Origin of the sequence: Kitasatospora sp. NPDC036755, from assembly GCF_040636595.1 — a bacterium.
Taxonomy (GTDB): Bacteria; Actinomycetota; Actinomycetes; order Streptomycetales; family Streptomycetaceae; genus Kitasatospora.
Window position 1 is genome coordinate 14,146 of the sequence record NZ_JBEZUT010000054.1, and the last position, 19,854, is coordinate 33,999.

The window sequence follows — 19,854 nt, forward strand, 5'->3', positions numbered from 1 at the left end:
CGGATTCTACCCCTCGGGCTTGGAGTCGCTGCAAAATTGATGTGACTCCAAAAATATCGGCTACGGTGGCTCCATGACCTTCACCTTCGGCATCTACCCCGGCGGGCTGGTGGGCGACGACACCGCCGTGGTCGCGCCCGTCCGCCCCGACGACCCGGCCAGGATCACCGCCGCCCTGCGCGAACTCCAGGGCGGCGCGGCGGAGTTCCTGGTCCGCGCCTACCGCTCCCACCCGGGCGGCGAGCACACCCCCGAGCGGCCCGAGCAGTACGCCGTCGAGGGGCGCCGGCTCGACCTGGTGGTCCAGTACCGGGAGCGCGGCGGGGAGTTGGCGGGCTGGCTGGACTTCGTCCGGCGGACGGTCCGGACGGAGGGGCACCGCCTCGCCCGCATCCAGATCTGCGAGGAGCCCAACCTCGACCTCCCGCCGGTGGACGGCGGCATCCCGAACGTCCGCCGGGCGCTGGTCGAAGGGGTGGTCGCGGCCAAGGAGGAGGCGCTGGCCCACGGATTCGACCGACTGTCCGTCGGCTTCAACGCGGTGCCCACCTTCGACCCCGCGGACACCTTCTGGCCCGAACTCGGCCGGCTCGCCGACGAGCGCTTCCACCGCGCCCTGGACTACGTCGGCCTGGACTTCTTCCCGGACGTCTTCCGTCCCGTCCCGCCGGGCCAACTTGTCGACGCGGTAAGGGCGGTGCTCACCGGCTTCCGCCGGGACTCGCTGCCCCGGGCCGGGATCGGACCGGGTGTTCCGGTGTGGATCTGCGAGAACGGCTGGCCCACCGGTCCCGGCCGGAGCGAGGAGCGGCAGGCCGAGGTGGTAGCGGAGGTGGTCCGGGCGGTGGCCGGCCTGGCCGCCGAACTCAACGTCACCGGTTACGCGTTCTTCGCGCTGCGCGACGCGGACAGCGCGGGCGCCGGACTGTTCCCGCACTTCGGTCTGATGCGCGACGACTACACGCCCAAGCCGGCCTTCGAGGTCTACCGTGCGCTGGTCGAGGAGCTGACGGTGGCGGCGGACTGACGGTGGTGGCTGACTGACGGTGGTGGCGAACCGGCGCTCGGAGCAGGTCAGTTCGTCTCGAAGAAGCGCTCCACCGTGCGCCGCCGGGCGGCCACCGCGTGCACCGGCTCGCCGATCACCCGGCCCGCCAGGTCGACGGCCAGCTCGCCGACGTCCCGGCGCAGCAGGCGGGCCGCCTCGGCCCGGTCGGCGGCGATCCGGGCGCGGCCGGTGGCGACCAGGGCCTCCCGGGTGCGGATGCCCTCCGCGCGGGCCGCGACCATCGCCGCCGCGCCGCGCTCGGCGTACTCCTCCCGGATCCGGGCCGCCTCGTGCCGGGCCTCGGCCAGCTCCCGCAGCCGGGCGCGCCGGGTCTCCTCGGCCTCGGCGAGGAGGGCCTCCGCGCGTTCGGCGCGGCCCTCGGTGGCCTCCCAGCGGTCCGACCGCACCCGTTCGATCCGGGGGAGCAGGTGGCGGCCGAGCGCCCACAGCAGCAGGAGGAACAGGGCCAGGCCCAGGAGCAGTGGGGCCGGTTCGGGCTTGAGCGGGCCGAGTTCGAGGTTCACGCACGACCTCCCCGGGGTGTGACGTTCCGTCAGTCCTGAGCATCCCCAAGGACGGCGGAGGTCGAACTCGGCCCGGGCATGAGCTGTGTCACGGCGGCCGCCGGGGCCATGGCGACGCGGCGACGCGACGCCATGGCCCCGGCGGCCGTGGGACTCACTGCCCCATGACGTACCTGACGGTCGGGCCGGTGGTCCAGCCGCCGTCCACCGCCAGCTCGGCGCCGGTGACGTAGGAGGAGTCGTCGGCGAGCAGGAAGACCACGGCGGTGGCGATCTCGGGCGCCTCGCCGACCCGGCCCATCGGGGTGTTGGGGTAGTTGCCCTCGCCGCGCCGGATGCCGACCGAGGCGGTCATTGGGGTGTACGTCATGCCCGGGTGCACCGAGTTGACCCGGATCCGCTCGGTGCCCAGCTCGACCGCGCCGATCTTGCTCAGGCCGCGCACGCCCCACTTGGAGGCGCCGTAGCCGGCGGTCAGCGCCAGGCCCATCAGGCCGGCCGCCGAGGAGATGTTGACGATCGAGCCGCCGCCGGCCGCGCGCATCGCCGGGACGGCGGTCTTCATGCCGATGAAGACACCGGTCAGGTTGATGTCCAGGACCTTGCGGAAGTGCTCGACGGTCTCGTCCGCGAGCAGCGCGCCGGTGGAGATGCCGGCGTTGTTGACCAGGCCGTGCAGCGCGCCGAACTCGGCCACCGCGAGGTCCACCACGCGCTGCCAGTCCTCCTCCGAGGTGACGTCGTGGCGGACGAACCGCGCCCGCTCGCCGAGTTCGGCGGCGGTGGCCCTGCCGTCCTCCTCCAGGACGTCGGTGATCACCACGTTGGCGCCGGCCGCGACGGCGAGCCGGGCGGCCTCGGCGCCCAGGCCGCGGGCGCCGCCGGTGATGATGACGGTCTTGTCGGTGAGGTCGTTCATGACCTGCTCCTTCGGGGGGTGGGGGAGGAGAGCATGGCGGCGGACATCGTCACCAGGTCGGCGAGGAAGGTCTCCTCGTCGGTCAGGGGGGTGGAGCCGGCCAGGTACTGCTGCGCCCGGTCGGCCAAGGCCGCGCCGATCAGCGTGAGGACCAGGTCGATCCGCTCCAGCCGGATCGGCTCCGGCAGGGCGGAGATCCGCTCCTCGACCAGTTCGATCAGGCGCCAGTAGCCGCCGCCGGCCAGGGTCGGGTGCGGGGTGCGGGTGCGGACCCCGCTGCTGTGGCTGACCTGTGCGGAGATCCGCAGACAGTGCCGGCCCCGGTCGGTGCGCAGTTCGGTGGCCTCGGCCGCGACCAGGGCGCCGAGCAGTCCGGGCAGGTCCGCGTCCGCGAGTGCGGGCAGGTGCGGCGCGAGGGCCTGCTCGGTGCGCTCCTGGCGGCCCGCCATGATCGCGTCGAGCAGGCCCTCGCGGGAGCCGAAGTGGTACTGCACGGCGGACGGGTTGCTCTGCCCGGCCCGGCGGATGATGTCCCTGGTCAGAGCGGCTTCCACGCCCCGGGCGGCGAAGAGTTCCTCCGCCGCCGCCAGCAGCTTCTCGCGGGTCTCGTGGCCCGCCGACGTCCTTGCCATGGGACAATATTAATGCTGCACATTATTAATGGCAAAGGGTCGAAGCCCCGGCTACGTCACCTCGCCCCGGCGGGAGAAGCGCTCCGCCCGCCACTCGCCGCTCTCCAGCACCTCGGCCAGCTGCCGGGCCGCGTCCCAGACCTCGGTGTACGACAGGTAGAGCGGGGTGAAGCCGAAGCGCATCAGGTCCGGTGCGCGGAAGTCGCCGATCACCCCGCGCTCGATCAGCGCCTGCACCACCGGGTAGCCGTCGGCGTGCCGCAGCGCGACCTGGCTGCCCCGCCGGCCGTGCTCGCGCGGGGTCACCACCTCGACGCCGTCCAGCCCCTCGGTCAGCGCGACGAACAGGTCGGTCAGCGCCAGGCTCTTCGCCCGCACGGCCGCCGGGTCGACCCGCTCCCAGATGTCGAGGGAGGCGCCGAGGGCGGCCTGGCCGAGCAGCGAGGGCGAGCTGGTCAGGAACCGGCCGATGCCCGGCTTCGGGTCGTACCCGGGCTCGAAGGCGAACGGCCGGGCGTGGCCGAACCAGCCGCTCAGCGGCTGGAGCGGGCCGGCCGCCAGGTGCCGCTCGGCGACGTACAGGAAGGCCGGCGAGCCGGGGCCGCCGTTCAGGTACTTGTAGGTGCAGCCGACCGCGAAGTCCGCGCCGGCGGCGCCGAGTCCGACCGGCAGCGCGCCCACCGAGTGGCACACGTCCCAGATCATCAGGGCACCCGCGGCCTGCACCCGGGCGGTGATCCCCGGCATGTCCAGCAGCTCGCCGGTGCGGTAGTCCACGTGCGAGAGGACGACCGCGGCGACGTCCCCGTCCAGGTGCCGGTCCAGCTCCTCGGGGCGGATCAGCGCGCTGCGCGCGCCCTCGACCAGGCCGGTCACGCCCTCGGCGATGTACAGGTCGGTCGGGAAGGCCTCGGCGTCGCCGAGTACCGTGCGCCGGTCCGGGCGCAGCCGCAGCGCGGCCGACAGCACCTTGAACAGGTTGACCGAGGTGGTGTCGCAGACGACCACTTCCGCCGGTCCGGCACCGACCAGCGGCGCGATCCGCCGGCCCAGCCGGTACGGCTGCTCGAACCAGCCGGCGTCGTTCCAGCTGCGGATCAGCTCCCGGCCCCACTCCTCCTCGACCACCCGGCGCACCCGCTCGGGCGTGCGCACCGGCAGCGCGCCCAGCGAGTTGCCGTCCAGGTAGATCACCCCGTCCGGCAGCGCGAACTCCTCGCGGAACGCCGCCAGCGGGTCGGCGGCGTCCAGCGCCGCGCAGTCCTCGCGCGTGGTCATGCCCGTCCCTCCCTCGTCCTCCGTGTGCGCGGTCCGTCCCGCCCCGGTCGTCCCCGGGGCGGTCGTGCCCGTCCTGCCCGTGCCGGTCGTGCCCGGGCCCGTCCTGCCCGTTGTGCCCGTGCCCGTGCCCGTGGTGTCCGGGCCCGTCCGGGGTGTGCCCGTCACAGGCCGTCCCGGATCGTCCACAGCTCCGGGAACACGTCCTGCTCGGCCGACTTCCGCAGCCAGGCCAGCCCGCTGGAGCCGCCCGATCCCGGCTTGCCGCCCATGGTCCGCTTGACCGTGGAGAGGTGGCGCTGGCGCCACCGGGTGACCCGCTCGGCCACGTCCAGCAGGGCCTCGCCGAGCGGCTGGAGGTCGGCCGGCTCCGGTTCGGTGTAGACCCGCCGCCAGGCCGCCTCGACCTCCGCGGACGGTTGGTAGCGCTGCTCGGAGGGCGACCGGTGCGGGGCCAGGCCGCGGCGCGCCAGGAGCTCCAGGGCCTCGTCGTACAGACCGGGGGAGCGCAGCGCCTCGGTCAGCTCGGCCTGGGTGTCGGGCATCCCGTCGTACATCTTCAGCAGCGCGGCGTTCTTGTTGCCGAGCAGGAACTCCAGCTGCAGGAAGGCGGCGGACTGGAAGCCGGAGGCCTCACCGAACAGCGAGCGGAAGGAGTTGAACTCGCGCGGGGTCATGGTGGCCAGCAGGTCCCAGGACTCCACCAGCACGTCCTGCGCGTGGGTGCTCCGGCGCAGCGCGGCCAGCGCGGCGGTCAGGTCGTCCTCGCGCAGCGCCTGCCGGGCCAGCGTCCACTCGTGCCGCAGCAGGTCGAACAGCAGCTCCATCACCTGGGTGGTGACGATGAACGACAGCTCGGCCGGTTCCTCGCTGAGCGGGTGCTGCAGGCCGTGCAGCTCCTCCAGGCGCGCGTACCGGGCGTAGGGGGTGCCCCGGGCCGGCGCCCCGCCCCGACCGAACGACAGGTTGGGCTTCTCCACCGTGTCGTGCCCCATCCCGATACCTCCTGATCCTCCGGGCCCCGTCGCCCGGTGCGGTGACCAGCCGGACTGCCGGGTTCCACCGGGTGCCCATTGTGCGGCGGGGGTGCCTCCCGCTTGAATGGTCGGCGGGCATCGCAACCGCCTTCGGAGCTTTCGTTCGCAAGGCGTTCGGCCGATTCGCCTTGCAAATGGAAAACCCTTGATCCCGACCACCGGGAGGTCGCCTTGGACGCCGTCGACCGCCGTCTGCTCGCCGAGCTCCAGGCCGACGCCCGGCTCTCCTACAACGAACTCTCCCGCCGGGTGAGCCTGTCCGCACCCGCGGTGGCCGAACGGGTCCGGCGGCTGGAGTCCGAGGGCGTGATCAGCGGTTACCACGCCCACGTGGACCTCACCCGGGCCGGGCTGCCGATCACCGCGCTGGTCCAGATCCAGTGCTACGGCCCGCGCTGCGTGCTGCGCGACCCGGAGGTGCCGACCTGGCCGGAGGTGATCCAGCTGCACCGGGTCACCGGCGGGGCGTGCTGCGTGCTGCTGGTCGCGGTCTCGACGATGGCCGAGTTCGAGGCGGTGTGCGACCGGCTCGGCGGCTACGGCCAGCCGGCCAGCTCGATGATCCTCTCCAGCCCGGTGCCCTGGCGGCCGGTGGTGCCGCGCTGAGCGCCCGCCCGGGCGCCGCCTGGCGTTGACGCGGACGTCAGGGAGTAGGTTGCCCGGCATGCCGAACGAGCGCCACATCCTGCTGCTGCCGGGGAGCCTGCGGGCCGGTTCCGTCAACGAGACCGTGCTGCGGACCGCGGCCGCGGTGGCGGCCGCCACCCCGGGCCTGCGGACCGCGTACTACGACGGGCTGGCCGGGCTGCCGCACTTCAACCCGGACCACGACACCGATCCGCTGCCGGAACCGGTGGCCGCGCTGCGGGCCGCGATCGAGGCGGCCGACGCCCTGCTGGTCTGCACCCCCGAGTACGCCGGGACGCTGCCGGGCGCCTTCAAGAACCTGCTGGACTGGACGGTCGGCGGGGTCGAGATCTCGGACAAGCCGACCGGCTGGATCAACGCCGCGGGACCGGGCCGCGGCCTGGGGGCCGAGGCCACCCTGCGCACCGTCCTCGGCTACACCGGCGCGGCGGTCCGGGAGGGGGCCTGCGTCCGGCTTCCGCTGGAGCGCGGCGCGGTCGGCCCGGACGGCCTGGTCGCCGACCCGCTGGTGCGCGAGCGGATCGGCGAGGTGCTGGCCGTCCTCTCGGCGCCCTGACCGGGGCCGGCCGGGTGCCGGCCGGCCGACGGGCACCGGGCCCGCGGTCCGCGGCTCGCTGCCGAGGCTCCGTGCCGCCGGCTCAGTGCGCCGCCGGCAGGTGCACCCCGAGCCCGGCCAGGCCCTCCAGGAACAGCTCGACGCCGACCGCCGCCAGCAGCAGCCCGAGCAGCCGGGAGAGCACCTCCAGCGAGGTGCGGTGGGTGCGGCGCATCAGCGGCGCGAGCACTGCCACGCAGAGGTAGTTGATCACCGCGACGGCGACGTACGCCCCGGAGACGGCGGCCTTCCAGCCCCAGTTGTCCTGGTTGAGCGAGGCGACCAGGACGGCCGTGATGGCCAGTGGGCTGGCGATGTACGGCAGCAGCAGTTCGCGGATGCCGTCCACCAGCGGGTTCGCCAGGTGGTCGTCCTCCTCGCCGTCCGAGCCGAGGTGGACGCCGAAGACCAGCGCGACGGCGTACACGAAGAAGATCGCCCCGCCCGCGAGCTGGAGGGACTGGTCGCTGATGTGGAACAGGGTGGTCAGCTCGTCCGCCCCGAAGCCGAGCACCAGCCCGATCACCGCGGAGATGGCCGTGCTCAGCGCCGCCAGCCGGCGCAGCTCCAGATTGCTCCGGGTCCCGGCCAGCCGGGCGAAGGCCAGCAGGGTCTTCGGCGGGCCGACCACGGCGAAGAAGGTGATGAAGGCACTGCCCAGGTTGAAGACGAACATGGGCCCCAGCATGACCGCGGACCCCCGGGCGGTCGGTCCGCCACGCCCCGCGGCCGGGCGTGGCGTGCATCTCTCCCCGTGTGTGTCCTCCCCGTGCGGTTCCTTCCCGTGGGGTTCGTCCCCCGTGCGGTTCGTCCCCCGTGCGGTTCATTCCTGGTCGGGGGCGGATTCGCCCGGATGGCGGCCCCGAGTCGAAGGGGCGGGCGCCCTCGGTTGCTATGGAGGCAGGACCGCCTCCGAGCGGGCCCCTTTGCCGTGGAAGCGAGGATGCGACATGAGCGTGTGCCCGAACCGTAAGGACCTGGGCCTGCTGGCCCTGCGCAGCGCGGTCGGCGGGGTGCTGATCGCGCACGGCACCCAGAAGCTGTTCGGCTGGTTCGGGGGAGGCGGCCTGGAGGGCGCCACCCAGGCCATGGAGCAGATGGGGTTCCACCCCGCCCGGGAGAGCGCGCTCGCGGCCGGCCTCGGCGAGGCGGGCGGCGGCGCGCTGCTGGTGGCCGGGCTGGCCACCCCGGCGGCCGGCGCGGTGGTGGCCGGGACGATGGCGGGGGCGGTGTCGGTGCACGCGCCGGCCGGCTTCTTCGCCATGTCCGGCGGCTACGAGTACCCGGCCTTCCTCGGTGCGACCGGGCTGGCGATCGGCCTGGCCGGGGCCGGCCGGTACTCGCTGGACCACCTGACCGGCCACGTCTTCGACCGGCCGTGGGTCGGCCTGGTGTCCTTCGTGGCGAGTGTCGCCGGGGCGTACGGCGTGGTCGCGCGGCGCCGGCACGTGGTGCGGCTGCGCGAGGAGCGGGCGGCGGTGGAGGCGGACTCGCAGGAGGGCTCGGGGCTCTCCTAGCCGGGCCCGCGAAGCGGACGCCTCCGGGGCCGGTGCGGGCGGCCCCGGAGGCGTCCGCGGGCCGGTGCCGTCCGCGGGCCGGTTCACCCGGAGGCAGCAGCCCTGCTGGCGGCGGTCGGCGGGCCCTCGGATGGTGGCGGGGAGGTGTGCCGGGCAGCCCGGCGCCGACCCGGAAACGAGGGACCGCATGGACCGCCAGCCGCTCACCCGCGCCAGCTTCCCGACCCCGCCGAGGGCCACCGCGCAGGACCTGGACGCACCGGTGGTGCGGCGCCGACGACGTGCGGTGGCCTGGGTGTCGGCGGTGGCGGTGGCGGGCGCCGCGGTGCTGGCGGGCTGCTCCTCCGGCAAGAGCGCTGAGAGCGTGGCCTCCTCGGCGGCGGCCGAGGTGAAGAAGGGCGCGAGCGCCGCGGCCTCGGCCGCCTCGGCGCTGGCCTCGGTGGCCGGCGGGGCGGGCGCGGCGATCGCCTCGGCGGAGGCGCAGGCCTCGGCGGCGGTGTCGGCGGCCTCCTCGGCCGTCGCCGGGGTCAAGGGCGGGCTGGACGCCAAGGGGGACGTCGCGCTCGGCGCGGTGACGACCGGGTCGGACGGCAAGCCGCAGGTACCGCTGACCGTCACCAACCACGGGCAGCAGTCGTACCGGTACGTGATCCAGCTGAACTTCACCGACGAGTCGGGCAAGGTGGTGGACGCGACGGCGGTGACCGTCCAGGACGTGGCCGCCGGGCAGAGCGCCCAGGCCACCGGGCACGCCAACCGGAACCTGTCCGGCACGGTCAAGGCCGAGGTGGCCAACGCCATCCGCTACTGACTCCGCCACCGGCTCCGGTCACAGCCGCCCAGCTCAGCGCGGGCGTGGAACCTTAAGCGGGGCTCAAGGCCCAACAGCACCCCTTGACGGGTGAGTTGGTCTAGTCCATTTTTATTGCCCAGGTGCAGGGAGCCCCTGAACCGGCGTCGGCGGCCTCGCGCCGTCGGCGCCGGTTCGGCACATCCCGGTAGTCCGTCATGGCCTGATCCGCTCGATTCCCCACCCACGCCTGTCATGTCCCGGTCGTCCGGCCCCACCCCGGACGCGCGCCCCCGGGGCGACGGGAACCCCCACAACCAGGAGTCACGCACCCATGCTGCGCTCACGCATTGAAAGGGCCGGGACCCCGGCTCCGCAGGGCGGCCGCCGACGCCGCCCCAAGAGCATGGCCGCCATCGCGGCCGGCACCACCGCCTCCCTGCTGCTCGGCGCCGGCCTCGCGCTGTCCGGCGGCGGCGCGGCCAACGCCGCGACCACCAACTCCACCGGTGCGCCCGCCACCAGCGGCGGCATCAAGGTCGCGTACTACGACCAGTGGTCGGTCTACGCGAACGCGTACTACCCCAAGACGATCCAGGACACCGGCGTCGCCGGGAAGCTGGACTACCTGATCTACGACTTCGCCAACATCCACCCGACCGACCTGGGCTGTTTCGAGGCCACCAAGGCCGCGGACACGAACGACAACAACCCCAACGCGGGTGACGGCGCCGCGGACGCGTTCGCCGACTACCAGAAGAGCTTCGGCGCGGACATCTCGGTCGACGGCGTCGGCGACGTCTGGAACCAGCCGATCGCGGGCAACTTCAACCAGCTGAAGAAGCTGAAGGCGAAGAACCCCAACCTCAAGGTCCTGCTCTCGATCGGTGGTTGGACCTACTCCAAGTACTTCTCGCCGGCCTCGGCCACGGACGCCTCGCGCAAGCACCTGGTGTCGTCCTGCATCGACATGTTCATCAAGGGCAACCTGCCCAACGACGCCGGCTTCGGCGGCCCGGGCTCGGCGGCCGGCGTCTTCGACGGCATCGACATCGACTGGGAGTACCCGGGCGGCGGCGGCCACACCGGCAACATCTCCAGCCCGGCGGACAAGCAGAACTTCACCGCGCTGCTGAAGGAGTTCCGCACCCAGCTGGACGCGCAGGGCGTGGCCGACAAGAAGACCTACGCCCTGGCGGCGGCGGTCGGCGCCGGCCAGGACAAGATCATGAACGTCGAGACCGACAAGATCGGTCAGTACCTGACCTTCCTCGACGTCATGACCTACGACATGCACGGCGGTTGGGACGCCCAGGGCCCGACCAACCACCAGGCCGCGCTCTACTCCACCCCGGACGACCCGTCGACCCCGGCCAAGCCGGGCAACGGCAAGTACTCGATCGACAACGCCATCAAGGCGTGGACGGTCGGCGACAAGGAGTACGGCATCCCCGGCGGCTTCCCCGCCAACAAGATCAACATGGGTGTGCCGTTCTACTACCGCGGCTGGACCGGCGTGAAGGACAACGGCAAGCACGGCCTGTACCAGCCGGCCACCCAGCCGGCGGCCGGCGCGGCGATGTCCGGCAACGTCCCCGGCATCCAGATGTTCAAGGAGCTCGCGGGCTTCGTCGACAACCCGTCCAAGACCTTCTGGGACGACGCGGCGCAGGCCACGTACTTCTACGACGGCAACACCTTCTGGAGCGGTGAGGACGCCAAGTCGATCCAGGCCAAGCTCGACTACGCGCACTGCAACGGCCTCGGCGGCGCCTTCGCCTTCTCGCTGTACGACCTGGGCACCAAGACCGCCCTGTTCGACAAGATGGTGAGCGCCACCAACGGCTCCGCCTCCGCCTGCCCGGCCCCGCCGACCGGCACGCCGACCCCGACCCCGACCTCGACCGGCACCCCCACCGGTACGCCGACCGGCACCCCGACCGGCACCCCCACGGGCACCCCGACCGGTACGCCGACCGGCACCCCGACCACGCCGGCCTCCTGCCCGGCCGCCCCGAGCTGGGACGCGAACACCACCTACGCGGCCGGCGGCACCAAGGTCTCCTGGAAGGGCCACTACTACACCAACAAGTGGTGGACCAAGGGCGACGACCCGAGCCAGAGCGGCCAGTGGGGCGTCTGGACCGACAACGGCGCCTGCTGACGTCCGACCCGACCGCCGGGGGGCCTGACGGACCCCCGCGGCACCCGAAGTGACGAGTCCGGCCCGCCGGGAGGATCATCCTCCCGGCGGGCCGGACCCGTTCGCGTTCCGGGCCGCCTGCGCTACGCCAGGTCGGCGGTGCGCCCGAGCGCGTCCGGCTGGCTCTCCTCGATCCGCCGCAGCATCCGGCCCAGCATCGCGGAGAGCGCGGAGCGGTCCTCGCCCGCGACGTCCTGGAGCAGCTCCTCCTCGAACACCGCCGCCATCCGCATCGACTCCAGCCACTTGTCCCGGCCGGACTCGGTCAGCTCGATGATCACCCGCACCCGGTTGGTCTCGTCCCGCTCCCGGGTGACCAGGCCGTCGGCCACCATCCGGTCGATCCGGTGGGTCATCGCCGCCGGGGTGAGCCCGAGCCGCTTGGCCAGCTCGCCCGGCCCCAGCTGGTAGGGGCTGCCGGCGACCACCAGGGCCTTGAGCACCTCCCACTCGGCGGAGGTGATTCCGAGCACAGTCAGCTGGCGGTCGTACGCGACGCCCATCCGCCGGGAGACCCGGTTGAGGGTCTGCACGATGGTCTCCACCTGGGGGTCGACGGTGGGGAACTCCCGCTGGTAGAGGGCCACTTGCTCCGCGATGCCGAACTCCAGGGGGGTGGCCGGAGCGGGCTTGCCGGCAGCCGGCCGCGGCTTGTCCGTAGTCATGCGGACCAGTCTCCCACGACTGTGCACTCCTTAAGCCTTTGACTCCGCACTCTTCCGGTGCTAAGACTTTATCTCGTCAAACTTTAGCTCTGAAATCTTCTGGACTTAAGAGTATCCAGTTGAAACCAGGAAGGGATGTGCACGGTGACCGGCACGGTGAAGCAGCAGAGGCAGCAGCGGCGTGGAGCGGGCGGCCCGCTGCGCCGCGTCCAGATCGGCAACGCGCTCAGCGCGTTCGGCAGCGGGTTCACGATGCCGTACATGTTCGTGTACGTGGACCAGGTGCGCGGGCTGGGTTCGCTGGCGGCCGGGATGGTGTTCACCGTCTTCGCCCTGGCGGCCCTCGCCGTCCTCCCGTTCACCGGCCGCGGCATCGACAGGTACGGCCCCCGCCCGGTGCTGCTGGCCGGTACGGCGCTCGCCGCCACCGGGGCGTTCGCCTTCGGCCACGCCACCGGCACCCCGGCCCTGCTGGTCTCCTCCTTCCTGTTCGGCGCGGGTGTCACCACCTGCCAGCCGGCGCTCGCCACCATGATCGTCCGCTGCTCCACGGCCGCCACCCGCTCGCACGCCTTCGCGCTCCAGTTCACCCTGGTCAACCTGGGCATGGGCATCGGTGCGCTGGTCGGCGGGCAGATCGTGAACGTGTCCGACCCGGCCAGCCTCACCCGGCTGTTCACCATCGAGGCGGCGACGTTCCTCGGCCTCGCCCTGGTCACCGGCACCGCCCGGATGCCCAAGGTCCAGCTGACGGCCGTCCACGGCAAGGCCGACGGCCCGACGGGCCTGCGCGCCCTGCTCGCCGACAAGGCGATGGTGCGGCTCAGCATCCTCGCCGGGCTGATCTTCTTCACCTGCTACGGCCAGTTCGAGTCCGGTGTCGCGGCCTTCGCCACCGACACCGTCGGCACCGCGCCCTCCACCCTGGGCTTCGCGATCGGCGCCAACGCGCTGACCATCGTGGTGCTCCAGATGTTCATGGTGCGGATCACCGCGCGCCGCCGCCGCACCACCGCGATGGCCGCGGCCGGCGTGGTCTGGCTGGCGGCCTGGGCGATGGCCCTGGTGGCCGGCCTGATCCGGACGGAGACCATGGCCGCCACGGTCGCCATCGTCTCGATCTACGCCCTCTTCGGCGTCGGCGAGTCGCTGCTGGCGCCCACCATGGGCCCGATCGTCGCGGACCTCGCCCCGGCCCGGCTGCTCGGCACCTACAACGCCGGGTACTCCCTGGTGAAGCAGATCGCGATCGCGGTCGGCCCCGCCGTCGGCGTGCTGCTGGTCGGCTCCGGCACCTGGCCGCTCTACCTGGCGGCCATGGCGGGCTCCACGGTGCTGATCGTCGCCCTGGCGCTGCGGCTGCGCCCGCACCTCACGCCGGAGCAGGACAACGCGGCCCCGGCCGTGGCACACACCGTCGCCGTCCGGGAACTGCAGACCGCCGCGTAGCGGAACGGCCCGCCAGGGCGTTCGAGACGGGGGGGGGCCCGGGGCCCGGGGGGGGGCGCCCCGCGGGCCACCGGTGCGTTCGGGGCCGCTACTCGGTCGGCTCCAGGCCGGCCCGGATCAGCCCGTAGGTGTAGGCGTCCTCCAGCGCCAGCCAGGAGGCGGCGACCACGTTGTCGGCCACGCCGACCGTCGACCAGGTGGCGTTGCCGTCGGTGGACTCGATCAGCACCCGGGTCTTGGAGCCGGTGCCGTGCTGGCCCTCCAGGATGCGGACCTTGTAGTCCACCAGCTCGAAGGTGGCCAGCGGCGGGTAGATGCCCTCCAGGGCCGCGCGCAGCGCCTGGTCCAGCGCGTTGACCGGGCCGTTGCCCTCGCCGGTGGCAATCCGGCGCTCGCCCTTGGCCCACAGCTTGACGGTGGCCTCGTTGCCGGTGAAGCCCTTCGGCCCCTGCTCGCTGATGGTCCGCCAGGACTCCAGGGTGTAGAAGCGGTCCCGGCCGCCGCGCACCTCGTCGCGCAGCAGCAGTTCGAAGGAGGCGTCGGCGGACTCGTAGGTGTAGCCGAGGTTCTCCTGCTCCTTCACCTTGGCCACCACCCGGCCCGCCAGGTCCCGGTCGCTGGACAGGTCGTAGCCGAGTTCCTTGCCCTTGAGCTCGACGGAGGCCCGGCCGGCCATGTCGGAGACCAGCATCCGCATGGTGTTGCCGACCCGCTCGGGGTCGATGTGCTGGTACAGGTCCGGGTCGACCTTGATCGCGGAGGCGTGCAGGCCCGCCTTGTGGGCGAAGGCCGAGTAGCCGACGTACGGCTGGTGGGTGGAGGGGGTCAGGTTGACCAGTTCGGCGATCGCGTGCGAGATCCGGGTCATCTCGGCCAGCCGGCCCTCGGGCAGCACCCGGCGGTCGTACTTGATCTCCAGCGCGCCGACCACCGGGAACAGGTTGGCGTTGCCGACCCGCTCGCCGTAGCCGTTGGCGGTGCACTGCACGTGGGTCGCGCCGGCGTCCACCGCGGCCAGGGTGTTGGCCACCGCGCAGCCGGTGTCGTCCTGGGCGTGGATGCCGAGCCGGGCGCCCGTCCTGGCGAGCACGTCGGCGACGATCTCCCGGACGCCGCCGGGCAGCATCCCGCCGTTGGTGTCGCAGAGCACCACCACGTCCGCGCCGGCCTCGTGCGCGGTGCGCACCACCGACACGGCGTACTCGGGGTTCGCCTGGTAGCCGTCGAAGAAGTGCTCGCAGTCGATGAACACCCGCCGGTCCCGGGAGCGCAGGAACTCGACGCTGTCCCGGACCATCTCCAGGTTCTCGTCCAGGGTGGTGCGCAGCGCGAGCTCCACGTGCCGGTCGTGCGCCTTGGCCACCAGGGTGATCACCGGGGCGCCGGAGGCGACCAGCGCGGCCAGCTGCGGGTCCTCCGCCGCCTTGCCGCCGGCCCGTCGGGTGGCGCCGAAGGCGACCAGCCGGGCGTGCTCCAGCTCCAGCTCGGCGGCGGCGCGGGCGAAGAACTCGGTGTCGCGCGGGTTCGCCCCCGGCCAGCCGCCCTCGATGAAACCGACCCCGAACTCGTCCAGGTGCCGGGCGATGGCCAGCTTGTCCGCCACCGTGAGGTTGATGCCCTCGCGCTGCGCTCCGTCGCGCAGCGTGGTGTCGAACACGTGGAAACTGTCGTCGGTACGGGTGACCTCGGTCATGACCCCTGGTTCTCCGTTTCGGGGAGGTTGGGTGGTGCTCTGCCGGACTTTCCGTCCCGGCTCCACTGTCCATGGTCCCGCGCGCGGTCCCGGTGTCCCCGGGCCCCTTGTGGGGGCCGTCGGCCGGTCCGGGAGAAACAAAAAGACCCCTCGCGGGTGCGAGAGGTCTGCGCGCGGGTCTGGACGCTAGTGGTCGCTCCGCATCGGGTCGTGCGGGAGCGGTCACTGCGGACCGGCGCGCCTGCTGCTAATAATCAGCGACAGCGAGGACACGTTCGGAGTCTTGCACAGGTTCCGGGATCCGGCCCGCGCGTCTCGCGATGCGGGACGCGCGGGCCGGGCCCGCGGGGATCGCCGGGATCAGACGATCTTGTGCAGCCAGCGGTGGGTGTCCGGGGTCCGGCCGCCCTGGATCGACAGCAGCGCCTTGCGCAGCTCCATGGTGACCGGGCCGGGCTCGCCGGTGCCGACGGTCCAGTCCGCGGCGGCGGACTTCACCGAGCCGACCGGGGTGATGACGGCCGCGGTGCCGCAGGCGAAGACCTCGGTGAGGGTGCCGTCGGCGTTCGCCTGCTGCCACTCGTCGGTGGAGATCCGGCGCTCCTCGACGGCGTAGCCGAGGTCGGCGGCCAGCTGGAGCAGCGAGTCGCGGGTGATGCCGGGCAGCAGGGCGCCGGACAGCTCCGGGGTGACGATCCTGGCGTCCTCGCCCTCGCCGAAGACGAAGTACAGGTTCATCCCGCCCATCTCCTCGATCCACCGGTGCTCGGCGGCGTCCAGCCAGACGACCTGGTCGCAGCCCTTCTCGGCGGCCTGGGCCTGGGCGACCAGAGAGGCGGCGTAGTTGCCCGCGCACTTGGCGGCGCCGGTGCCGCCGGGGGCGGCCCGGACGTACTCCTTGGACAGCCAGACCGAGACCGGCTTGACGCCGCCCTGGAAGTAGGCGCCGGCCGGCGAGGCGATGATCATGAACAGGTAGGAGTTGGCCGGGCGGACGCCCAGACCGACCTCGGTGGCGAACATGAACGGGCGCAGGTACAGGCTCTGCTCCGGCTCGTTCGGCACCCAGTCCTGCTCCTGGCGGACCAGCAGCTCGACGGCCTCGACGAAGGCCTCCACCGGCAGCTCCGGCATCGCCAGGCGGCGGGCCGAGGCCTGGAAGCGGGCGGCGTTGGCCTCCGGACGGAAGGTGGCGATGGAGCCGTCGGCCTGGCGGTAGGCCTTGAGGCCCTCGAAGATCGCCTGGCCGTAGTGCAGGGTCATGTTCGCCGGGTCGATCTCCAGCGGCGCGTACGGCGTCAGCTGGGCGTCGTGCCAGCCCACGCCCTCGGTCCAGCGGATGGTGACCATGTGGTCGGTGAAGACCCGGCCGAAGCCGGGGTTGGCCAGCCGGGCCTCGCGCTCCGCGGCGGGCAGCGGGTGGGCGGAGGGCTTGAGGTCGAACGTGATGGGCGCCTGGGTGGCCGTGCTCATGGCTGTTTCCTTCACCGTGGGGTTGGTCCGGGCCGCCACCGCTGCGGAAACGTTTCGGCAAGATTCGCCGGAATGAACGCACAACGGCACGACCCACTGTCGATACTCGCATCCAGAGGGCCGTGCCGAACAGCTGCCCGCCCTGTTTCCAGGGCCGCAAGCTGCGGTTATGCGCGATCCGGCCCCTCAGCCGGATACTCGGGCGGCGAGCGCGTCGCCGACCTCGGAGGTGCTGCGGGCGCCGGAGCGCTCGGCCAGGTCCGCCGCGACGGCGGCCTCCACCGTGGCGGCCTCGGCGGCGAAGCCGAGGTGCTCCAGCAGCATGGCGACCGACAGCACGGTGGCCGTCGGGTCGGCCTTGCCCTGGCCGGCGATGTCCGGCGCCGAACCGTGCACCGGCTCGAACATGGACGGGAACTCGCCGCTCGGGTTGATGTTGCCGCTCGCGGCCAGACCGATCCCACCGGTGACGGCGGCGGCCAGGTCGGTCAGGATGTCGCCGAACAGGTTGTCGGTGACGATGACGTCGAACCGCTCCGGCTGGGTGACGAAGAAGATGGTCGCCGCGTCGACGTGCAGGTAGTCGGTGGTGACCTCGGGGAACTCCCTGCCGACCTCGGCGAAGATCCGCGTCCACAGGTGCCCGGCGTGCACCAGCACGTTGTTCTTGTGCACCAGGGTGAGCTTCTTGCGCGGCCGCGCCTGCGCCCGGCGGTAGGCGTCGCGCACCACGCGCTCGATGCCGTACGCGGTGTTCAGGCTGACCTCGGTGGCCACCTCCTGCGGCGTCCCGGTGCGCAGCGTGCCGCCGTTGCCGACGTACGGGCCCTCGGTGCCCTCGCGGACGACCACGAAGTCGATCTCCGGCTCACCGCCCAGCGGGCCCTGCACCCCGGGGAAGAGCCGGCCCGGACGCAGGTTGATGTGGTGGTCGAAGGCGAACCGCAGCTTGAGCAGCAGCCCCCGCTCCAGCACGCCCGACGGCACGCTCGGGTCGCCGATGGCGCCCAGCAGGATCGCGTCGTGCGACTTCAGCTCCGCCAGCACGTCGTCCGGAAGCGTCTCACCGGTCCGGTGGTAGCGCCGGGCACCGAGGTCGTACTCGGTGGTCTCCAGCTTCACGTCGGCGGGAAGCGCGGCACCCAGGACCTTGAGGCCTTCGGCCACCACTTCCTGGCCGATGCCGTCACCGGGGACAACTGCGAGACGAATGGTGCGAGACATGCTCGGACCCTACTCCGCCGTCCCAGGTACTGACACCCACCGTCCACCATGCGGACGGTCAGGTCAGGTCGATCTCGACCTGGAACGGCTGATCGACCTTCAGCTGCTTGTGGTAGATGCCCGCAACCACATAACCACGCGTGGAGGGATCGAGCTCATAGACGTAGACGACCGGCTTTCCCGCATCGTCGCTCTCCACCCGCCAGAAGTGCCTGATCCCTGCGGCCGCGTACTTCCGGGGCTTGGTGTCCCGGTCCCGTTCCTCCGACTCCTCGGACACGACCTCGACCGCCAACAGGACGTCTTCCGCTTCGCAGAAGGTCTGCTTCGGGCCGGTGACTCCCCGCTCGTCGACCACGAGGAGGTCCGGCTCCGGGCGGTTGCGGCGGTCCAGCCTCACCGTCATCTCCCGCCAGACGTCCCACCCCTCCGGCACAGCGTCTTCCAGAGCGCGTTCCAGCCTTCGGAGGGTGCGCATGTGGAACGCGGTCTGCGGGCTCACGAAGATCAGGCTCCCGTCGATCAGCTCGGTGTGCGGCGGGAGATCAGGCAGCCGGTCAAGGTCCTCTGCGGTGTAGCCACCAGCAGGAGGCCGAATCCAGTCGGGGTACGGCGCGATGCTCATGGTTCCTCCCATGCGGGGATCCTGACGGCCCTCTCAGGCTACTCGGCCGGGCTTCCCCGGGCGTCACCCTTTCGAGGGGGCGCGCGTGACCGGTGGCGCGCGGAGGCGTGCTTAGGGTGGCGGGGTTCGGCGGAGCACGTGGACGGGGTGCGGATGGGCGAGCGGCGGCGGGAGGTGCTGGTCTGCGGGGGTGCGGCGGGGCTGGCCGCGGGCGGGTACGGGCTGGCGGTCGGGCTGAGCGGGCGGTGGCCGGCCGGGGTGGAGGCGGTGGCGCTGCCGTACCACGCCCACCTGTGGGACCTGCTGCACGGGCAGGCGGCCGGGGACCTGCTGGTCGATTGGAACAGCGGCTACGGCGCCCCGTTCCTGGCGGACTTCTTCGCCTACCTGATGAACCCCTTCTCCTGGCCCGCCGCGCTCCTCCCCCGCGACCAGGGCCGGCTCGCCGTCCTGCTGGTCACCCTGGCCACCATCGGCCTCGGCACCGCCCTGATGACCCGGCTGCTCGGCCGTCTCCACCCCGGCCCGCGCCGGCTGCGGGCGCTCGCCGCCGTCGGGTACGGGCTGTGCGCCTGGGTGCTGGACGTCGGCGGGGCCGCTCCGATGTGGCTCTGGGGGCTGGTCTCGCTGCCCCTGCTCGGCCTGGCCGCCGACTGGTGCCTGCGCGAGCGGCACTGGGTGGCCGGCGCGCTGTGCGTCGCGCTCGCCTGGGCGGGCAACCTGTACACCGCCGCGCTGGCCACCCTGGCGGCGGCGCTGCTGTTCGCCGTCCGCCTGTTCGCCGCCCCGTACCCGTTCCGGCTGCGGGTCCGCGCCACCGGCCGGGCCGTCACCATGGCCGTCGCCGGGGTGCTGCTGGCCTCCCCCGTGCTGTTCGTCTCCGTCCTGGCGGCCCGCCGGGCGCAGCCGGAGTCCCCGGTGGAGCCGCTCGGCCCGTCCGGTGTCGGCGCCCACCTGGCCCGGCTGCTGCCCGCCGCCGACGGCGGTCAGCGGCTGCCGGACGTGGCGATCGGCGTCTTCGGGCTGCTGGTGGTGTGCGGGCTGCCGTTCAACCGGCGGGTGCGGCCGCGCGAGCGCGCCCTGTGGTGCGCGGCGCTGGTGCTGGTGGCGGCGGGCTTCTTCTGGACCCCGACCGTGGTGGTCTGGCACGGCCTGGCGATCCCGGCCGGCGGGCCGTACCGGGTGGCCTTCGTGCTCAGCGGCCTGCTGGTGCTGGCCGGCTGGGTCTCGCTCGCGCACCGGCCGGACAGGCTCACCGTGCTGGGCGGCGCCGCCGTGGTGGCGGTGGTCGCCGGCCTGGCGGCGGGCCGGTCCTCGGCGCACCCGGGTACCTGGGTGCTGTCGGCCGTCGGCGGCGTCGTCCTGTCGGCCGCGCTGTGGCTGCTGGACCGCCGGCACGCCGACCGGCGGGTGACGGCCCTCGCCACCTGGGTGATCGGCGGGGCGGCGGGTCAGTGCCGGGGGCCGTACATGATCACGCCCACCCCGGCCAGGCAGATCAGCGCGCCCAGCACGTCGTAGCGGGTCGGCCGGAAGC

General features: G+C 72.9%; 18 protein-coding genes and 2 pseudogenes. 8 read left to right on the forward strand and 12 right to left on the reverse strand.

Features of this window, described 5'->3' with window-relative positions:
* Positions 1 to 73: 73 nt before the first annotated feature.
* Positions 74 to 1,027, forward strand: coding sequence for a hypothetical protein (locus tag AB0E96_RS11190; protein WP_359821346.1), 954 nt, complete (start codon positions 74 to 76; stop codon positions 1,025 to 1,027).
* Positions 1,028 to 1,074: 47 nt separating this feature from the next.
* Here AB0E96_RS11190 and AB0E96_RS11195 read toward each other — a convergent pair whose 3' ends face one another.
* The 5 genes from AB0E96_RS11195 to AB0E96_RS11215 form a co-directional block, all read right to left on the reverse strand.
* A complete protein-coding gene (locus tag AB0E96_RS11195) occupies positions 1,075 to 1,572 on the reverse strand; it encodes a F0F1 ATP synthase subunit B (protein WP_359821348.1) in 498 nt (165 codons plus the stop codon).
* A 154-nt stretch (positions 1,573 to 1,726) separates the two neighbouring features.
* Positions 1,727 to 2,491 (reverse strand): glucose 1-dehydrogenase, encoded by a 765-nt coding sequence (locus AB0E96_RS11200; RefSeq protein ID WP_359821350.1) that lies wholly within the window; start codon positions 2,489 to 2,491, stop codon positions 1,727 to 1,729.
* Positions 2,488 to 3,123, reverse strand: coding sequence for a TetR family transcriptional regulator (locus AB0E96_RS11205; protein ID WP_359821352.1), 636 nt, complete (start codon positions 3,121 to 3,123; stop codon positions 2,488 to 2,490). Before AB0E96_RS11205 ends, AB0E96_RS11200 begins: the two co-directional genes overlap by 4 nt.
* A gap of 51 nt (positions 3,124 to 3,174) precedes the next feature.
* Entirely contained in the window at positions 3,175 to 4,401 is a 1,227-nt protein-coding gene (gene kynU, locus AB0E96_RS11210; RefSeq protein WP_359821354.1) for a kynureninase, read from the reverse strand.
* Between the two features lie 161 nt (positions 4,402 to 4,562).
* Positions 4,563 to 5,393, reverse strand: coding sequence for a tryptophan 2,3-dioxygenase family protein (locus tag AB0E96_RS11215; protein WP_359821357.1), 831 nt, complete (start codon positions 5,391 to 5,393; stop codon positions 4,563 to 4,565).
* A gap of 213 nt (positions 5,394 to 5,606) precedes the next feature.
* On the opposite strand from AB0E96_RS11215, the gene AB0E96_RS11220 reads away from it, so the two are divergent.
* Together AB0E96_RS11220 and AB0E96_RS11225 are read left to right on the forward strand one after the other, a co-directional pair.
* Positions 5,607 to 6,041 (forward strand): Lrp/AsnC family transcriptional regulator, encoded by a 435-nt coding sequence (locus AB0E96_RS11220; RefSeq protein WP_359821360.1) that lies wholly within the window; start codon positions 5,607 to 5,609, stop codon positions 6,039 to 6,041.
* 58 nt (positions 6,042 to 6,099) lie between these two features.
* Complete coding sequence (locus tag AB0E96_RS11225) at positions 6,100 to 6,639, forward strand: NADPH-dependent FMN reductase (protein WP_359821362.1); 540 nt, start codon at positions 6,100 to 6,102, stop codon at positions 6,637 to 6,639.
* A gap of 82 nt (positions 6,640 to 6,721) precedes the next feature.
* On the opposite strand, the gene AB0E96_RS11230 is transcribed toward AB0E96_RS11225, so the two are convergent.
* Positions 6,722 to 7,354 (reverse strand): MarC family protein, encoded by a 633-nt coding sequence (locus AB0E96_RS11230; protein WP_359821364.1) that lies wholly within the window; start codon positions 7,352 to 7,354, stop codon positions 6,722 to 6,724.
* A 274-nt stretch (positions 7,355 to 7,628) separates the two neighbouring features.
* Between AB0E96_RS11230 and AB0E96_RS11235 the strand changes: the two genes are divergently transcribed.
* The 3 genes from AB0E96_RS11235 to AB0E96_RS11245 all read left to right on the forward strand — a co-directional run bounded on the left by AB0E96_RS11235 (position 7,629) and on the right by AB0E96_RS11245 (position 11,149).
* A complete protein-coding gene (locus tag AB0E96_RS11235) occupies positions 7,629 to 8,195 on the forward strand; it encodes a DoxX family protein (protein ID WP_359821366.1) in 567 nt (188 codons plus the stop codon).
* 187 nt (positions 8,196 to 8,382) lie between these two features.
* On the forward strand, positions 8,383 to 9,006 hold the full coding sequence (locus AB0E96_RS11240) for an FxLYD domain-containing protein (protein WP_359821368.1): 624 nt from the start codon (positions 8,383 to 8,385) through the stop codon (positions 9,004 to 9,006).
* 313 nt (positions 9,007 to 9,319) lie between these two features.
* The gene (locus AB0E96_RS11245; RefSeq protein WP_359821370.1) at positions 9,320 to 11,149 is read left to right on the forward strand and encodes a glycosyl hydrolase family 18 protein; all 1,830 of its coding nucleotides are present in this window, start codon (positions 9,320 to 9,322) and stop codon (positions 11,147 to 11,149) included.
* Positions 11,150 to 11,271: 122 nt separating this feature from the next.
* Here the strand turns inward: AB0E96_RS11245 and AB0E96_RS11250 are convergent, their stop codons facing one another.
* Positions 11,272 to 11,853: a MarR family transcriptional regulator gene (locus tag AB0E96_RS11250; protein WP_359821372.1), complete on the reverse strand. Its 582-nt coding sequence runs from the start codon at positions 11,851 to 11,853 to the stop codon at positions 11,272 to 11,274.
* Positions 11,854 to 11,997: 144 nt separating this feature from the next.
* Between AB0E96_RS11250 and AB0E96_RS11255 the strand changes: the two genes are divergently transcribed.
* Positions 11,998 to 13,302, forward strand: a complete 1,305-nt coding sequence (locus tag AB0E96_RS11255; RefSeq protein WP_359821375.1) for an MFS transporter — start codon at positions 11,998 to 12,000, stop codon at positions 13,300 to 13,302.
* An 88-nt stretch (positions 13,303 to 13,390) separates the two neighbouring features.
* Here the strand turns inward: AB0E96_RS11255 and cimA are convergent, their stop codons facing one another.
* From cimA to AB0E96_RS11275, 4 genes are all read right to left on the reverse strand, one after another.
* Positions 13,391 to 14,995, reverse strand: a complete 1,605-nt coding sequence (cimA, locus tag AB0E96_RS11260) for a citramalate synthase (protein ID WP_359821377.1) — start codon at positions 14,993 to 14,995, stop codon at positions 13,391 to 13,393.
* A gap of 360 nt (positions 14,996 to 15,355) precedes the next feature.
* On the reverse strand, positions 15,356 to 16,468 hold the full coding sequence (locus AB0E96_RS11265; protein ID WP_359821380.1) for a branched-chain amino acid aminotransferase: 1,113 nt from the start codon (positions 16,466 to 16,468) through the stop codon (positions 15,356 to 15,358).
* A 186-nt stretch (positions 16,469 to 16,654) separates the two neighbouring features.
* The gene (locus AB0E96_RS11270) at positions 16,655 to 17,692 is read right to left on the reverse strand and encodes a 3-isopropylmalate dehydrogenase (protein WP_359821383.1); all 1,038 of its coding nucleotides are present in this window, start codon (positions 17,690 to 17,692) and stop codon (positions 16,655 to 16,657) included.
* 58 nt (positions 17,693 to 17,750) lie between these two features.
* A complete protein-coding gene (locus AB0E96_RS11275) occupies positions 17,751 to 18,317 on the reverse strand; it encodes a Uma2 family endonuclease (RefSeq protein WP_359821386.1) in 567 nt (188 codons plus the stop codon).
* 153 nt (positions 18,318 to 18,470) lie between these two features.
* On the opposite strand from AB0E96_RS11275, the pseudogene AB0E96_RS11280 reads away from it, so the two are divergent.
* A pseudogene (locus AB0E96_RS11280) lies at positions 18,471 to 19,607 on the forward strand (YfhO family protein); the annotation flags it as partial.
* 161 nt (positions 19,608 to 19,768) lie between these two features.
* Here AB0E96_RS11280 and AB0E96_RS11285 read toward each other — a convergent pair.
* Positions 19,769 to 19,854 (reverse strand): annotated as a pseudogene (locus AB0E96_RS11285) (hypothetical protein); the annotation flags it as partial.

Coding starts and splice junctions, on each gene's coding strand:
- cimA (WP_359821377.1), bottom strand. CDS start 14,995: ATGACCGAGGTCACCCGTACCGACGACAGTTTCCACGTGTTCGACACC.
- AB0E96_RS11270 (WP_359821383.1), bottom strand. CDS start 17,692: ATGTCTCGCACCATTCGTCTCGCAGTTGTCCCCGGTGACGGCATCGGC.
- AB0E96_RS11215 (WP_359821357.1), bottom strand. CDS start 5,393: ATGGGGCACGACACGGTGGAGAAGCCCAACCTGTCGTTCGGTCGGGGC.
- AB0E96_RS11250 (WP_359821372.1), bottom strand. CDS start 11,853: ATGACTACGGACAAGCCGCGGCCGGCTGCCGGCAAGCCCGCTCCGGCC.
- AB0E96_RS11235 (WP_359821366.1), top strand. CDS start 7,629: ATGAGCGTGTGCCCGAACCGTAAGGACCTGGGCCTGCTGGCCCTGCGC.
- kynU (WP_359821354.1), bottom strand. CDS start 4,401: ATGACCACGCGCGAGGACTGCGCGGCGCTGGACGCCGCCGACCCGCTG.
- AB0E96_RS11265 (WP_359821380.1), bottom strand. CDS start 16,468: ATGAGCACGGCCACCCAGGCGCCCATCACGTTCGACCTCAAGCCCTCC.
- AB0E96_RS11275 (WP_359821386.1), bottom strand. CDS start 18,317: ATGAGCATCGCGCCGTACCCCGACTGGATTCGGCCTCCTGCTGGTGGC.
- AB0E96_RS11240 (WP_359821368.1), top strand. CDS start 8,383: ATGGACCGCCAGCCGCTCACCCGCGCCAGCTTCCCGACCCCGCCGAGG.
- AB0E96_RS11190 (WP_359821346.1), top strand. CDS start 74: ATGACCTTCACCTTCGGCATCTACCCCGGCGGGCTGGTGGGCGACGAC.
- AB0E96_RS11230 (WP_359821364.1), bottom strand. CDS start 7,354: ATGTTCGTCTTCAACCTGGGCAGTGCCTTCATCACCTTCTTCGCCGTG.
- AB0E96_RS11245 (WP_359821370.1), top strand. CDS start 9,320: ATGCTGCGCTCACGCATTGAAAGGGCCGGGACCCCGGCTCCGCAGGGC.
- AB0E96_RS11200 (WP_359821350.1), bottom strand. CDS start 2,491: ATGAACGACCTCACCGACAAGACCGTCATCATCACCGGCGGCGCCCGC.
- AB0E96_RS11225 (WP_359821362.1), top strand. CDS start 6,100: ATGCCGAACGAGCGCCACATCCTGCTGCTGCCGGGGAGCCTGCGGGCC.
- AB0E96_RS11205 (WP_359821352.1), bottom strand. CDS start 3,123: ATGGCAAGGACGTCGGCGGGCCACGAGACCCGCGAGAAGCTGCTGGCG.